This window comes from Mycolicibacterium setense (genome assembly GCF_000805385.1).
Taxonomy (GTDB): Bacteria; Actinomycetota; Actinomycetes; order Mycobacteriales; family Mycobacteriaceae; genus Mycobacterium; species Mycobacterium setense.
In genome coordinates this window covers 386650-400014 of sequence record NZ_JTJW01000010.1, presented here as the reverse complement: position 1 = coordinate 400014, position 13365 = coordinate 386650, and the positions used below count along the sequence as shown (strand labels likewise).

14 protein-coding genes are annotated in these 13365 nt (G+C 66.5%); 8 read left to right on the top strand and 6 right to left on the bottom strand.

Annotated elements, in window-relative coordinates:
* Positions 1 to 30: 30 nt before the first annotated feature.
* Both QQ25_RS27265 and QQ25_RS27260 read left to right on the top strand, forming a co-directional pair.
* A complete protein-coding gene (locus tag QQ25_RS27265) occupies positions 31 to 864 on the top strand; it encodes an amidohydrolase family protein (protein ID WP_039382185.1) in 834 nt (277 codons plus the stop codon).
* Positions 865 to 919: 55 nt separating this feature from the next.
* A complete protein-coding gene (locus QQ25_RS27260) occupies positions 920 to 1756 on the top strand; it encodes a class I SAM-dependent methyltransferase (RefSeq protein WP_039382182.1) in 837 nt (278 codons plus the stop codon).
* 77 nt (positions 1757 to 1833) lie between these two features.
* On the opposite strand, the gene QQ25_RS27255 is transcribed toward QQ25_RS27260, so the two are convergent.
* Positions 1834 to 3387 carry a succinic semialdehyde dehydrogenase gene (locus QQ25_RS27255; protein ID WP_039382180.1) on the bottom strand — a complete coding sequence of 518 codons (1554 nt, stop codon included), beginning with the start codon at positions 3385 to 3387 and terminating at the stop codon, positions 1834 to 1836.
* A 127-nt stretch (positions 3388 to 3514) separates the two neighbouring features.
* Between QQ25_RS27255 and QQ25_RS27250 the strand changes: the two genes are divergently transcribed.
* The gene (locus tag QQ25_RS27250) at positions 3515 to 3910 is read left to right on the top strand and encodes a VOC family protein (RefSeq protein ID WP_039382178.1); all 396 of its coding nucleotides are present in this window, start codon (positions 3515 to 3517) and stop codon (positions 3908 to 3910) included.
* Here the strand turns inward: QQ25_RS27250 and QQ25_RS27245 are convergent.
* Positions 3847 to 4572 carry a helix-turn-helix domain-containing protein gene (locus tag QQ25_RS27245; protein WP_039382175.1) on the bottom strand — a complete coding sequence of 242 codons (726 nt, stop codon included), beginning with the start codon at positions 4570 to 4572 and terminating at the stop codon, positions 3847 to 3849. The genes QQ25_RS27250 and QQ25_RS27245 overlap by 64 nt on opposite strands.
* 42 nt (positions 4573 to 4614) lie before the next feature.
* Here QQ25_RS27245 and QQ25_RS27240 point away from each other — a divergent pair, with 42 nt between their 5' ends.
* Positions 4615 to 5169 (top strand): TetR/AcrR family transcriptional regulator, encoded by a 555-nt coding sequence (locus QQ25_RS27240; RefSeq protein WP_039382172.1) that lies wholly within the window; start codon positions 4615 to 4617, stop codon positions 5167 to 5169.
* On the opposite strand, the gene QQ25_RS27235 is transcribed toward QQ25_RS27240, so the two are convergent.
* The 4 genes from QQ25_RS27235 to QQ25_RS27220 all read right to left on the bottom strand — a co-directional run bounded on the left by QQ25_RS27235 (position 5155) and on the right by QQ25_RS27220 (position 10136).
* Positions 5155 to 6129, bottom strand: coding sequence for an NAD-dependent epimerase/dehydratase family protein (locus QQ25_RS27235; RefSeq protein WP_039382170.1), 975 nt, complete (start codon positions 6127 to 6129; stop codon positions 5155 to 5157). The genes QQ25_RS27240 and QQ25_RS27235 overlap by 15 nt on opposite strands.
* Before the next feature lie 215 nt (positions 6130 to 6344).
* Positions 6345 to 7844, bottom strand: coding sequence for a long-chain-fatty-acid--CoA ligase FadD17 (gene fadD17 / locus QQ25_RS27230; RefSeq protein WP_039382167.1), 1500 nt, complete (start codon positions 7842 to 7844; stop codon positions 6345 to 6347).
* A 2-nt stretch (positions 7845 to 7846) separates the two neighbouring features.
* The gene (locus QQ25_RS27225; protein ID WP_039325429.1) at positions 7847 to 8944 is read right to left on the bottom strand and encodes an acyl-CoA dehydrogenase family protein; all 1098 of its coding nucleotides are present in this window, start codon (positions 8942 to 8944) and stop codon (positions 7847 to 7849) included.
* 13 nt (positions 8945 to 8957) lie between these two features.
* Positions 8958 to 10136, bottom strand: coding sequence for an acyl-CoA dehydrogenase family protein (locus QQ25_RS27220; protein WP_039325427.1), 1179 nt, complete (start codon positions 10134 to 10136; stop codon positions 8958 to 8960).
* Positions 10137 to 10301: 165 nt separating this feature from the next.
* Here QQ25_RS27220 and QQ25_RS27215 point away from each other — a divergent pair, with 165 nt between their 5' ends.
* From QQ25_RS27215 to QQ25_RS27200, 4 genes are all read left to right on the top strand, one after another.
* Positions 10302 to 10493 carry a ferredoxin gene (locus QQ25_RS27215; protein ID WP_024453769.1) on the top strand — a complete coding sequence of 64 codons (192 nt, stop codon included), beginning with the start codon at positions 10302 to 10304 and terminating at the stop codon, positions 10491 to 10493.
* Between the two features lie 66 nt (positions 10494 to 10559).
* Positions 10560 to 11477 (top strand): 3-oxoacyl-ACP reductase, encoded by a 918-nt coding sequence (locus QQ25_RS27210; protein ID WP_039382165.1) that lies wholly within the window; start codon positions 10560 to 10562, stop codon positions 11475 to 11477.
* A 271-nt stretch (positions 11478 to 11748) separates the two neighbouring features.
* The gene (locus tag QQ25_RS27205) at positions 11749 to 12513 is read left to right on the top strand and encodes an MlaE family ABC transporter permease (RefSeq protein WP_003879810.1); all 765 of its coding nucleotides are present in this window, start codon (positions 11749 to 11751) and stop codon (positions 12511 to 12513) included.
* Positions 12510 to 13352 (top strand): MlaE family ABC transporter permease, encoded by an 843-nt coding sequence (locus tag QQ25_RS27200; RefSeq protein WP_039325419.1) that lies wholly within the window; start codon positions 12510 to 12512, stop codon positions 13350 to 13352. Before QQ25_RS27205 ends, QQ25_RS27200 begins: the two co-directional genes overlap by 4 nt.
* Positions 13353 to 13365 lie beyond the last annotated feature (13 nt).

Genomic DNA, 13365 nt, shown 5'->3' with positions numbered 1-13365 from the left:
GCGCGGTGCTCGCGGCTACAGTCGAGCACTATGACCGTCGACGTATGGATGCAGCACCCGACGCTGCGGTTTCTCGGCAACGACATTTTCGCGTCGCTGCGGCGCTGGACCGGCGGGGCGATACCGGACGACGAGGTACCGATCGAGGCCACGCTGGCCGCGATGGACGCCGGTTCGGTTGATGTCGGGTTGCTCAGCGCGTGGCGTGGTCCCAACGGCCTCGACCTGATCTCCAATGACGAGGTCGCCGGATGGATTCGTTTGCACCCGAACCGGTTTGCGGGTCTGGCTACAGTGGATCTGGACCGTCCGATGGAGGCAATCCGAGAACTGCGGCGCCGGGTGCGCGACGACGGCTTCGTCGGGCTGCGGGTGGTGCCGTGGCTATGGGGCGCCGCGCCCACCGACCGGCGCTACTACCCGCTGTTCGCCGAGTGCGTGGAACTCGGTGTGCCGTTCTGCACGCAGGTCGGCCACACCGGCCCGCTCCGCCCGTCGGAGACGGGGCGCCCGATTCCCTACATCGATCAGGTGGCGCTGGATTTTCCTGAGCTGGTGATCGTGTGCGGGCACGTCGGCTACCCGTGGACAGAGGAGATGGTTGCCGTCGCCCGCAAGCACGAGAACGTCTACATCGACACGTCGGCCTACACCACCAAACGCCTGCCACCCGAACTCGTCAGGTTCATGAAAACCCGTACCGGACAACAGAAAACTCTGTTCGGCACGAATTACCCGATGATTGTTCACGAGCACGCCCTCGCCGGCCTGGATGAACTGGACCTCACCGACGAGGCGCGGTCCGACTATCTGGGCGGCAATGCCCAACGGCTGTTCAAACTGAGCGGTCCGGTAAAAACCTAGCGGCACTTCCTCGTCCAGCCCGGTATGGTCGCGTCGGCGAGGAAAGGATCAGCTGGTGAACGAAGCCGACGCTCTTGCGGCGAACCGCGCGAACTGGGATGAGCGGGCCGATGTGCATGCCAGTTCCGAAATGTATGACGTGGCAGGATTCCTGGCCGATCCCACCGAGATCTCATGGGTGGTGCGCAACGACCTCGACGTGCTTGCGCCGCACCTACCGGAAGCCGGGTTGAAAGACCGCTCTCTTCTGCACCTGCAGTGCCACATCGGCACCGACACCATCTCATGGGCGAGGCTGGGTGCCCGCGATGTCCACGGGGTCGACCTGTCCCCGAATTCGCTGCGGCATGCGGCCAGAATTGCCGAAGCCGACGGCCGCGACATCACCTGGGTCGAGGGCGATGCCCGGTTCGCGTCGGCGTTGATCCAGCGACGCTTCGAGACCGTGGTTACCAGTACCGGAACCATCGTGTGGCTGCCGGAACTGGCCAGCTGGGCCCGATCGATCCACGACCTGCTCGAGCCGGGCGGCGTGTTCATGATCCGCGACGACCATCCGATCCTGAGCGCGATGGACTACGAACCGTGGAACATCACCGACGATTACCTCAGCGGTGGCGGCGTCCGAACCTACGACGACTCAGGGACTTACACCGAGAACTCGGCCGGTCAGATCACCCAGGTGCGTAACCACGAGTGGTGCCACGACCTGTCCGAAGTGGTGACGTCCCTACTGCAGGCCGGACTCGTCATCGAGGCATTGGCCGAACTGCCCTACATGGACTGGCCGGCTTTCCCGGCTCTGGTGCCTTGCCCTCAAGGCTGGATGCTGCCGCCCGAGGCGCCTCGGATCCCGCTGAATTTCGCAGTCGTCGCGCGGCGTCCCGGATAGCGACAGAGCAGAGCCCGAGCGTGCATACAGATCGCGATTTCGTGCGTTTTCGCGATCTGTACGCACATTCGATCGGTCTAGCGGCCGGGCAGCTTCTGCAGCGCCCGGATCATCGGCGTCAGCGCCTTCTGCCACACGGTCTGTGAAATCCCCAGCGGCGGATCGAGATTGATCACCCGTGCAGTGGAGACCGTCTGGGATTCGGTGTACTTGAGGATTCCGTCGGCCCCGTGACGCCGTCCTACACCGGAGGCCTTCATCCCGCCCATCGGGGCCGCCGTGCTGCCGAACGCCAGGGCGTAGCCCTCGTCGACGTTGACCGTGCCGGAATTGATGCGGGCGGCGATCGCCTCACCCTCGGACTTCGACCCGGCCCACACACTGGCGTTGAGGCCGTACTCGGTGTCGTTGGCCTTCTCGACGGCCTCTTCGACCGAGTCGACGGGGTAGATCGACACCAGCGGACCGAAGGTCTCGTTACGCGCGCATTCCATCTCGTCGGTGACGCCGGTCAGCACGGTCGGCTCGAAGAACAGCGGGCCGATGTCCGGACGTGCATTGCCGCCGGCAACAACCTTGGCGCCCTTGGCTTTTGCATCGTCAACGTGGCCCGATACGGTCTTGATCTGATCTTCTGAGATCAGGCTGCCCATGTCGGCGGTGAAGTCATAGGCCGCCGAGAGGTTCATGTTGCGCACCTGCTCGGCGAACTTGGCGGTGAACTCGTCGGCGACGTCCCGCTCGACGTAGATCCGCTCGATCGAGATGCACAGCTGACCGGCATTGGAGAAGCAGGCGCGTGTGGCGGCTTTGGCGGCCACCTTCAGGTTGGCTCCCTTGGTGACGATCATCGGGTTCTTGCCGCCGAGTTCGGCGGAGAAGCCGATCAGGCGGCGGCCGCACTGTTCGGCCAGTGATCGCCCGGTGGCCGTCGAACCGGTGAACATCATGTAGTCGCAGTGTTCGACGATCGCGGTGCCCACCACCGAGCCCGGCCCGGGCACGACCGCGAACAGATCGCGCGGCAGTCCGGCCTCGTACAGCAGCTCGGCATTGGCCAGCGTGCAGTAGGGGGTCTGGCTGTCGGGTTTGACCACCACGGCATTGCCGGCGAGCAGGGCCGGGATGGAATCCGAGATCGACAGGGTCATCGGGTAGTTCCACGGCGAGATGACTCCGATGACGCCCTTGGGATGGTGATTGACCACGGTCTTGACGAAGCCGGGCAGTAGACCCTGCACCCGCTTGGTCGAGAGCAGGCGGGCCGCCTCGCGCGCGTAGTAGTTCGCGTTCAAGATCATGTCCACGATCTCTTCCTGCGCGGCTGAGCGGGCCTTGCCGGTTTCGGCCTGGGCCACATCCATCAGGAAGTCGCGATTCTGAGCCAGCAGGGTGCCGAAGCGCTTGATGATGGCTGCGCGTTCCTTGACCGGACGCTTGGCCCACTGCGCCTGTGCGGCGCGGGCTTTGGTGAACGCGGCGGTCACGTCATCGGCGGTGCCGACCGGGATGGTGGTCAGCTCCTTGCCGGTGAACACCTCGTCGATCGGCTTGGACTGCCGGGCTTCGACGTCGTCGATGGCGACGAGCGCGCGCAGGCGGGCGAAGTCGGCGGCGGACGGAGCGGGCATCTGGGACTCCCTACTGGCAAGTAACTAACAGTCATGGCCAACCTACTCGGTACCGGCAGTCCGACAAAGACACAGCTTGTCCGATCTGTTCACGACGAGACGCGATCGGCCGTTCTAACCTGCGGTTATGGCTTTGAACCTGAGTGCGGCGGTCATCGAGATCGTCACCACGGACCTGACCCGATCCCTGGATTTCTACCGGCTCCTCGGTCTGCCGGTGCCCCGACCGGACGGGCCGCACGTGGAGGTAGCGCTGCCGGGCGGAAATCGTCTCGCGTTCGACACCGAGGAGGTGATCGCCGGAATGCACCCCGGCTGGACGCCGCCGACCGGGCCCGGACGTGTCGCGCTGGCCTTCGGGTTGGCCTCGCCGGCCGAGGTGGACGAGCTCTATGAGCGACTCACCGGCGCCGGCCACCCGGGAACCCTCACGCCGTTCGACGCACCCTGGGGCCAGCGCTACGCGACCGTCGAAGATCCCGACGGCACCTCGGTGGACCTGTTCGCGCCATTGGGCGCTTGACGCAGTTCACGAATTCCCACTCCGGCCAACGCGCGGATCTCACGGTGCAGGTGGGGCTGATCGGCATAGCCGGCCTGCGCCGCGACAGCGCCGACGCTCATGCCGGTGCCGATCAGCCCGACCGCGCGGCGGAACCGCAGGATGCGGCGCAGGGTCGCAGGCCCGTATCCGTAGACCGCCGCGCACTGCCGCTGCATGGTTCGGGGCGACCAGCCGACATGACGTGCCGTCGCAGAGACCGATTCGCCGGCCGCCAGTCGACCCGTGACGTCACGAAGTACAGGGAGGGGCCATGGCGCGGTCTCGGCTCGAATCGCCCGGGCGGCCAGTGTCACGGCGAGCGTGTCGAGCGACCCACTGCGGTCGATGCGGCACAGCTCGAGCAGATCCACCCGCGTGTTGCGCAGCTCGTACGCCGGGACACCGAGCAGTCGCGGCAAGGCTCCGGGCCGAAACCGTAACCCCTGGATGGGATCCCGGCTGCCGGCAGCGATGAACGCCGCGGTGTCGGGTCCGGCGACGACGACCTTGTCGTCCATCTCGATCAGATCCATGCACCCGTCGGGCAGAACACGGCCGGGCTGTGCCGGGCCGGTGCGTACCCATCGGCACTCCACGAGGTCGCTCAGTGGTGGCGGCGGATCGTGCTCGCGGTAGCCCACGTCCCCGACGCTACCCGCGCGATCATGCGGTTGAATCGGGGAATGGCCGGGCGACCACGCGACACGTCGATCGACGAGCGGGTGCTCGCGGCCACGCGGGAGCTGTTGGTCGAGGTCGGCTGGGACGATCTCAGCGTTCGGCTGGTCGCGGCGCGCTCCGGGGTGGGCAGGTCCAGCCTCAATCGGCGTTGGTCGTCCAAAGCTGAATTGGTGCTGCACGCGATACTTGGCGAATCACCGGACATGTCACCATTTTCCGGCACCGACCTGGGCGGCTGGATCGACTGGGTGGTACGGGGTAGCCATCAGTTGTTCAGCCGCCCCGACGTGAGTGAGGCGGTGCCCGGGCTGCTGCTGGCGCTGCGTGAGAACGCCGCACTGCGCAGGTCGCTGTGGGACGGCTTCAGCGGGCCGGCGATCGAGATGTTCACCGCCAGGGGATACGGGACGGAATCGGACGCGAAGGCTGTGCTCTCCATGGCGGCGGGTGCGGCGCTGTTCACCACCACAGTGGCGACCGACGATGATTCGCCCGAACTCCAGCAGCAGCTGGTGCAGCTGCTCAGCCAGGCCCTGGGTGTGTCACCTGGCGAATGACGCCAGCATGGCAGTCTGCGGCGAACGCCACGCCACGATGCCGAGATCGGCGAGGGTGCTCGCATCATCGGTAGGAGTGGCCGCGGTGAGCAGCATCGCCGCCTCGTGGCTGATCCCGTCACCCAGTGGCAGCACCCCGCCGAGCAGATCCGAGCACCAGCCGATGCCGCGGAAGGCGGCCGCCGACAACGGGATTCGGCGGATTCTGCGGGCGGCGCCCTGTTCCAGCACGTCGATCATCTCGTTGAACGACACCATCACGCCGCCGCAGACGTAGCGCATGGGGCCGCGGCCCGGGGCCATCAACCGCTCGTGTACCAAAGCGACGTCGCGCACGTCGATCATCTGCATGCCACCGGTCATCCGGGGAGCCAGACCGGCTTTGGCGATCGGTGCCCAGCCGCGCTCGGTGACGCCGGCAGCGGTGAAGTAGGCCGGACCCACCACGCTCGACGGATAGGTGACCACGACCGGGGCCCCGGCGTCCTGCAACCGTCGAGCCACCCGATCGGCGTACGCCTTGGTCTGGGCGTACGGGCTGCGGCCCGGCGCCGGCGGGGTATCGGCGGAGATCACCCCGTTCGGCGGCGGAAACAGCGAGCTGTAACTGCTGACCGAGACGATCGGATCGAGACCGGCCTCGACGGCGCGATTCAGCACCGATTCCGTTGCGTGGGCGTTGATCTCCCACATCAGCTTCTCGCGCCGGCGATCCGTGCCGACGATGCCCGCGGCATGGATCAGCGCGTCGCAGCCGGTCAGCAGCTTCGCCACGGTGTCACCGTCACGGATGTCGCCCTCGAGCACGGACATCTCACCGAGCGCGGCAAGACGGCCGATCACCTCATCGGCACCGCAGCCCGGTGCGACCAACAGACGGATGTGATGGCCGGCGGCCAGCAGGCCCCGCACGGTGTGGGCGCCGAGGTAGCCGGTGCCTCCGGTCACTGCGATGTGCATGCTGCGCCTCCCATATTTCGATGCCAATGGTATCGAAACGGGTGGCGCAGGGTGCCATGCAGGGGCCTCGAGGTGTTGCGCCGAGGAGGTTGCACAACCGCGCCAGTAACGCCATGGCGGAAAAATCCGCTTCAGGCCGCCACAGCGTTATTGGCGCGGATCGCGCATTTCGCATGAATAGCGTTGCCGCTCAAGGAGGGGCGCCGGGTGCGCGGTCAGCGGGAGATGGGCCAGACCGGATCCGCGCAGTCCGTACCCTCGGCCGACAGCTGCCGCTTGATCACCTTGAAGGTCTCGGTGCGCGGCAATGCCGCGCCGACCCGTACATAGGACGGCCACTGTTTGGGCCCCAGATCGGACTGCTCGGCCAGAAAGGCCCGGAACTTCTGCGCGTCGAACCGTGCGTCGCCGGCCAACACCAGCGCGGCCATCACCTGATCGCCGACGTCGGGATCCGGGATCGGGTACACCGCCACCTCGGCAACGTCGGGGTGACGCAACAGGATTCGTTCGATCGGCGCGGTACCCAGGTTCTCGCCGTCGACCCGCATCCAGTCGCCGAGGCGCCCCGCGAAGTGCGCGTAGCCGTCCTCGTCGACGTAGGCCAGGTCGCCGGTGTGGTAAACGCCGCCCGTCATGCGGGCCGTCTCGGCGTCGGGATCGTTGTAGTAGCCGCGGAACCAGCCGGCGCCGGTCGGGTTCACCAATTCGCCGACCACGCCCGGCGGGCACGGCTCACCCGTCTCCACATCGACGATGCTCACCTGGTCGGTGAGCGGGCCGAGGGCACCTTCGGGCGTATCGGGGGTGCGGGCGATCGCGACGCCGCCCTCGGTGGAGCCGAATCCGTCCACCACCGTCACGCCGAACCGGTCGGCGAACCGGCTCAGGTCCCGCGGAGAGCCCTCGTTGCCGTAGAGGATCCGCAACGGGTTGTCGGCATCGTCGGGCGCCGGTTCGGTGGCCAGGATGTAGGACAACGGCTTGCCGACGTAGTTGGCGTAGGTGGCGCCGTAGCGCCGGATATCAGGCATGAAGCCGGAGGCGGAGAACTTGCGGCGCAACGCGATCGACGCACCGGCCGCGGCCGCGACGGCCCAGCCCGCCATGATCGCGTTGGAGTGGAACAGCGGCATCGACAGGTAGACCGTATCGGCTGGGCCCAGCCCGAACCGGTCGGCCAGCATCCGCCCCGGAAACGCCACCTTGTCGTGGGTGACCCGTACGGCCTTGGGATCGCCGCTGGTTCCCGAGGTGAAGATGAGCATGAACAGGTCATCGGCCGACAGCTCGGCGAAGGACACCGGGGTCTTGTCGTACGACGCGAGTTCGGTTGCCCACTCGGCGGATTCGACATCGATGTAGTCCACCCCCGGTGGAACCGTCACCGATGAGTCGGCCAGTACCAGCTGGCAATCGGCCTTGGCGATGTCGCGGGCCAGTGCCTCGCCCCGGCGGGTCTGATTGAGCCCGACGGGCACCAGCCCACTGAGGCCCGCGGCCACCAGCAGGCTGGAGAAAAACGTGGTGTTGCCCAGCAGCGCCCCGACATGCGGAGGCTTGGAGGGGTCCAGCCGCTTCCGCAGCGCCGCAGCCAACTGCGCGCCGGCGGCGATGTGGTCGGCCCAGCTGACGAACGAATCCTCTTGGTAGATACCGCGGTCGGTGACCTCGGCCAGCGGAGCCAGCAGCTGGGTGACGGTTGGACCCCCCATCCCTAGACCGGCGTGTCGGCGAGTTCGCGGCCGATGCGCAGCAGCTGTCCGGTCGCTCCGCCGACACCGAACTCGCTCTGCTTGGCGGCCAGGAAGTACCGGTGTACCGGGTGGTCCATATCGATGCCGACGCCACCGTGCACGTGGACGGCGGTGTGGGCGACACGATGGCCGGCCTCGGCCGCCCAGAACGCCGCACTGGCGACGTCGATGTCGGCGGGCAGGTCCTCGGACAACCGCCAGGCCGCCTGGGTCAGCGTCAGGCGCAGCCCCTTGACGTCGATGTAGCCGTCGGCGAGCCGCGACGAGACGGCCTGGAAACTGCCGATCGGCCGGTCGAACTGCTCGCGTTCGCGGGCGTACTCAGAGGTGAGCTCCAGTGCCCGCTCCAGCACACCGAGCTGGAAGGCGCTGCGGCCCAATGCCGAATGCGTGGTCAGCCAGGCTGCGACCTCGGCGCCGCCGACGACGCGGGCAGCGTCCACCGTGGTGCCCTCCAGCTCCAGATGAGCCACGCTGCCCTTGCCGGTGGTGCTCAGCACGCTGACCGTCACGCCCGGATCGTCCCCGGAAACCAGGAAAACAACGGTCCCCGAATCGGTTTCGGCCGGAACCAGGAATGCGTCGGCGATCGGTCCGTAGTTGACCTGGGTGCGACTGCCGGTGAGCTTGTACCCGGAACCGTCTGCTTGGGCCTGCACCGGTCCCTGACCCATTTCGCCGTCAAGGGCCACGGCCAGGATCTTGTCGCCGGCCACGGCAGGCGCCGCCCACTCGGTGCGCAGTTCCTCGGAGCCGAACGCGGCCAGCGCGCCGGCTCCCAGCACTACCGAATCCAGGTAGGGCACGGCGGCCAACTGGCGGCCCAGCGCGGTCAGCACGGCGGCCTGCTCGAGCACGCCGAAACCACCGCCACCCACCGATTCGGGGGCTGCGGCCGACAACACGTCGGCCTCGACGAGCTTGGCCCACAGGTCACGGTCGAACCGTTGCTCCAGCTTGTCGAGGTCACGCTGATGTTCGGGCGTGCACACCGATTCGGTGATCGTGCGCACCAGGCCACCCAGGTCGGCGGCCGCTTCGGTCGTCTTGAAATCCATTGGTGTGCCGTCCTTACCGGTTCACTCGGGGCAGGCCGAGCGCGACCATGCCGATGATGTCACGCTGAATCTCGTTGGTGCCGCCGCCGAACGTCAGGATCAGCGCCGACCGGTGGAACCGCTCGATGCGGCCACGCAGCAGCGCGCCCCTGCTGTCCGGGCGCAGCGTCGCCGCGGTGCCCAGCACCTCCATCAGCAGGCGGTAGGCCTCGGTGGCCAGTTCGGTGCCGTACACCTTGGCGGCCGAGGCATCAGCCGGAGACGGTGCGCCGTCCGCAGAGGCCAGCTCCCAGTTGATCAGCTTGAGCACTTCGGCCTTGGCGTGCACCCGGGCCAGGTTGAGCTGCACCCACTCGGAGTCGATGAGCCGCTTGCCGTGAACGTCCTTGGTGTTCTGGGCCCACTCGCGGACTCCGTCCAGCGCGACATAGATCGGCTGTGACGACACCAGTGCGACGCGCTCGTGGTTGAGCTGGTTGGTCACCAGCTTCCAGCCGGCGTTCTCCTCGCCGACCAGGTTGGTGGCCGGGATGCGCACGTCCTGGTAGTAGGTGGCGCTGGTGTCCACGCCCGACATGGTGTGCACCGGCGTCCAGGAGAAGCCCTCGGCCGTCGTCGGCATGATCAGCATCGAGATACCGCGGTGCTTCTTGGCCTCGGGGTTGGTGCGGACGGCCAGCCACACATAGTCGGCGTACGCGATCAGCGACGTCCACATCTTCTGGCCGTTGACCACGTAGTCGTCGCCGTCGCGCACGGCAGTCGTGCGCAGGGCGGCCAGGTCAGTGCCGGCGCCGGGCTCGGAGTAGCCGATCGAGAAGTGCAGCTCGCCCGCGGCGATCTTGGGCAGGAAGAACTTCTTCTGCTCCTCGGTGCCGTAGTGCATGATCGTCGGCGCGACGCTGTTGATGGTCAGGAACGGCACCGGGGCGCCCGCGATCGCGGCCTCGTCGGTGAAGATCAGCCCGTCCATCGGCGGGCGCTCCTGGCCGCCGAACTCCTTGGGCCAGCTCAGGGTCAGCCAGCCGTCCTTGCCCATCTGCGCGACGGTGTCGCGGTAGACGGTGCCACGTCCCATCTCGCCCTCGGAGGAGCTGAGGGCCTCGACCCGTTCGGGCGTCATCAACTTGGAGAAGTACGCGCGCAACTCGCGGCGCAGCTCCTCCTGCTCGGGGGTGTAACCGATCCGCATTGCGCTGCATCCTCACTGCTTGATAGACCTTAGTTCTCACCTGGTTGTAACACGTTCTAGTCTTAGGATCCAGGCCGGTGTCGGGCTGGTATCCGTCAGGTGTGGTCGTATTCTGTGGCTGCGCGCACGCAGCCCCGTGCGTGCACACGTCGTGAGGAGGTCGCCATGCGAGTAGAAGTTGACCGTGATCGCTGCGAAGGCAATGCGGTCTGCGTGGGTATTGCCCCCGATTTGTTCGATCTTGATGACGACGACTACGCCGTGGTCAAGGCCGATCCGGTGCCTGCCGACCAGGAGGATCTGGCCGAGCAGTCCGTCGCCGAATGCCCCCGGGCTGCCCTGATCCGAAAAGACTAGAGGCATTCATAAAAATGTCCCGCGCACGCGATGCGCGGAAACGATGAAGCGCACGCGAGGAGCGAAATGACAACCGACGCCCAGATCGATCTGTCCGGAAAGGTGGCCGTGGTCACCGGTGCGGCCGCGGGCCTGGGCCGCGCCGAAGCCATCGGCCTGGCCAAGGCCGGGGCCACCGTGGTGGTCAACGACATGGCAGGTGCGCTGGATGCCTCTGACGTCCTCGACGAGATCGCGGCTGCCGGCTCCAAGGGTGTCGCGGTCGCCGGCGATATCAGCGCGCGCTCGACCGCCGATGAGCTGGTCGCCACCGCCGACGGCCTCGGCGGCCTGGACATCGTGGTCAACAACGCGGGCATCACCCGCGACCGGATCCTGTTCAACATGAGCGACGAAGAGTGGGACGCCGTCATCGCAGTGCACCTGCGCGGCCACTTCCTCTTGACCCGCAACGCTGCCGTCTACTGGCGCAACAAGGCCAAGGCGGGGGATGGGACGGTCTACGGCCGGATCATCAACACGTCGTCGGAAGCCGGACTGTCCGGTCCGGTCGGTCAGCCCAACTACGGCGCCGCCAAGGCGGGCATCACCGCCCTGACGGTGTCGGCGGCCCGTGCCCTCGAGCGCTTCGGTGTCCGGGCCAACGCGATCGCGCCGCGGGCCCGCACGGCCATGACCGCAGGCGTGTTCGGCGATGCGCCTGACACCCCGGACGGACAGGTCGATCCGCTCTCGACCGACCATGTCGTCACACTCGTCCGATTCCTCGCCGCGCCCGCGTCCGAAGCCGTCAACGCGCAGCTGTTCATCGTCTATGGTCCAACTGTCACGTTGGTCGCGCCGCCCACAGCGGAGAAGCATTTCACTGCGGATTCCGATGCCTGGAACCCGGCCGACCTCAGCGGGGCACTGCACGATTACTTTGCTGATCGTGACCTGGGGCGTGGATTCTCGGCCACTGAGCTGATGGATTCACGAGACTGACGGTCTCGTTGACCGTCGCTCGAAAGTAGTAGAACGTGTTCCAATCTGGGTTCGGTTCGGCGCGCTCTGATCAGCGGAAATAGCGTCCGACATGAGCATTTTGAATTCTTTGACAGTGCGAACGTGTTCTAGTTAGTATGATCCGGCTCACTAAGAGCACCGTAAGACCAAGGGGTGGGAGAGCGACCACGACACGTGGCCGTCAAGCTTTCGCTAACACGAGTTTCCGCGAAATTTTTCCCATCCGAGTACCCCGAGAACGGAGCCCAGGTTGATCGAACAGCTTGCGGTTCCGGCCCGGGCCGTGGGCGGCTTCGTCGAGATGTCCTTGGACACCTTCGCCAAGATGTTCCGTCGACCGTTCCAGTTCAAAGAGTTTCTGGATCAGACCTGGATGATCGCCCGGGTCTCGCTGGTGCCGACCTTGTTGGTCGCCATCCCGTTCACGGTTCTGGTCGCGTTCACGCTCAACATCCTGCTCCGCGAGATCGGTGCCGCCGACCTGTCCGGCGCAGGCACCGCCTTCGGCACCATCACCCAGCTGGGTCCCGTGGTCACCGTGCTGGTCGTCGCCGGCGCGGGTGCCACCGCGATCTGCGCCGATCTCGGCGCCCGCACCATCCGCGAAGAGATCGACGCCATGCGGGTACTGGGCATCGACCCGATCCAGCGTCTGGTCGTACCCCGCGTGCTGGCCTCGACCTTCGTCGCGCTGCTGCTCAACGGCCTGGTCTGCGCCATCGGCCTGGCCGGCGGCTATGTCTTCTCCGTGTTCCTGCAGGGGGTGAACCCGGGTTCGTTCATCAACGGCCTTACCGTGCTGACCGGCCTCGGCGAGCTCGTACTGGCCGAGATCAAGGCACTGCTGTTCGGTGTGGTGGCCGGCCTGGTCGGGTGCTACCGCGGCTTGACCGTCAAAGGAGGCCCGAAGGGTGTCGGTAACGCAGTGAACGAAACGGTGGTCTACGCCTTCATCTGCCTGTTCGTGATCAATGTGATCATGACGGCAATCGGGGTGCGGGTGCTTGTTCGATGAGCTATGACGCCACACTCCGCTTCCGCCGCCTGTTCCGCGGCGTGCCCAAGGCCGTCGACAACGTCGGCGAACAGGCACTGTTTTACGGCGAGACCATGCGGTACCTGCCCAACGCGATCAACCGCTACCGCAAGGAGACCATCCGGCTGGTAGCCGAGATGACCATGGGCGCGGGCGCCCTGGTGATGATCGGCGGCACCGTCGGCGTCGCGGCCTTCCTCACCCTTGCCTCCGGCGGTGTGATTGCGGTGCAGGGCTATTCGTCACTCGGCAACATCGGCATCGAGGCCCTGACCGGCTTCCTGTCGGCCTTCCTCAACGTGCGCATCGTGGCGCCGGTGATCGCCGGTATCGCCCTGGCCGCCACGATCGGCGCGGGTGCCACCGCCCAGCTGGGCGCCATGCGAGTGGCCGAGGAGATCGACGCCGTCGAAGCGATGGCGGTACATGCGGTGTCCTACCTCGTGTCCACCCGACTGCTCGCCGGCCTGATCGCTATCGTGCCGCTGTACTCACTGTCGGTGCTGGCAGCGTTCTTCGCCGCGAGGTTCACCACGGTGTTCATCAACGGGCAGTCGGCGGGCCTGTACGACCACTACTTCAATACCTTCCTGATACCGAGTGACCTGCTGTGGTCGTTCTTGCAGGCAATCGTGATGGCCATCGCGGTGATGCTGGTGCACACCTACTACGGCTACAACGCCTCCGGCGGCCCGGTGGGCGTGGGGATCGCGGTCGGTCAGGCCGTGCGCACCTCGCTGATCGTCGTCGTCACCATCACCCTGTTCATCTCCCTGGCCGTCTACGGCGCGTCCGGCAACTTCAACCTTTCCGGTTAGGTGGCAGGAATAT

What these genes read in the sequence shown, in the direction of transcription:
- QQ25_RS27265 (WP_039382185.1), top strand. Translation starts at nt 31, where the DNA reads ATGACCGTCGACGTATGGATGCAGCACCCGACGCTGCGGTTTCTCGGC.
- QQ25_RS27255 (WP_039382180.1), bottom strand. Translation starts at nt 3,387, where the DNA reads ATGCCCGCTCCGTCCGCCGCCGACTTCGCCCGCCTGCGCGCGCTCGTC.
- QQ25_RS27250 (WP_039382178.1), top strand. Translation starts at nt 3,515, where the DNA reads ATGGCTTTGAACCTGAGTGCGGCGGTCATCGAGATCGTCACCACGGAC.
- QQ25_RS27240 (WP_039382172.1), top strand. Translation starts at nt 4,615, where the DNA reads ATGGCCGGGCGACCACGCGACACGTCGATCGACGAGCGGGTGCTCGCG.
- QQ25_RS27235 (WP_039382170.1), bottom strand. Translation starts at nt 6,129, where the DNA reads ATGCACATCGCAGTGACCGGAGGCACCGGCTACCTCGGCGCCCACACC.
- fadD17 (WP_039382167.1), bottom strand. Translation starts at nt 7,844, where the DNA reads ATGGGGGGTCCAACCGTCACCCAGCTGCTGGCTCCGCTGGCCGAGGTC.
- QQ25_RS27225 (WP_039325429.1), bottom strand. Translation starts at nt 8,944, where the DNA reads ATGGATTTCAAGACGACCGAAGCGGCCGCCGACCTGGGTGGCCTGGTG.
- QQ25_RS27220 (WP_039325427.1), bottom strand. Translation starts at nt 10,136, where the DNA reads ATGCGGATCGGTTACACCCCCGAGCAGGAGGAGCTGCGCCGCGAGTTG.
- QQ25_RS27215 (WP_024453769.1), top strand. Translation starts at nt 10,302, where the DNA reads ATGCGAGTAGAAGTTGACCGTGATCGCTGCGAAGGCAATGCGGTCTGC.
- QQ25_RS27210 (WP_039382165.1), top strand. Translation starts at nt 10,560, where the DNA reads ATGACAACCGACGCCCAGATCGATCTGTCCGGAAAGGTGGCCGTGGTC.
- QQ25_RS27200 (WP_039325419.1), top strand. Translation starts at nt 12,510, where the DNA reads ATGAGCTATGACGCCACACTCCGCTTCCGCCGCCTGTTCCGCGGCGTG.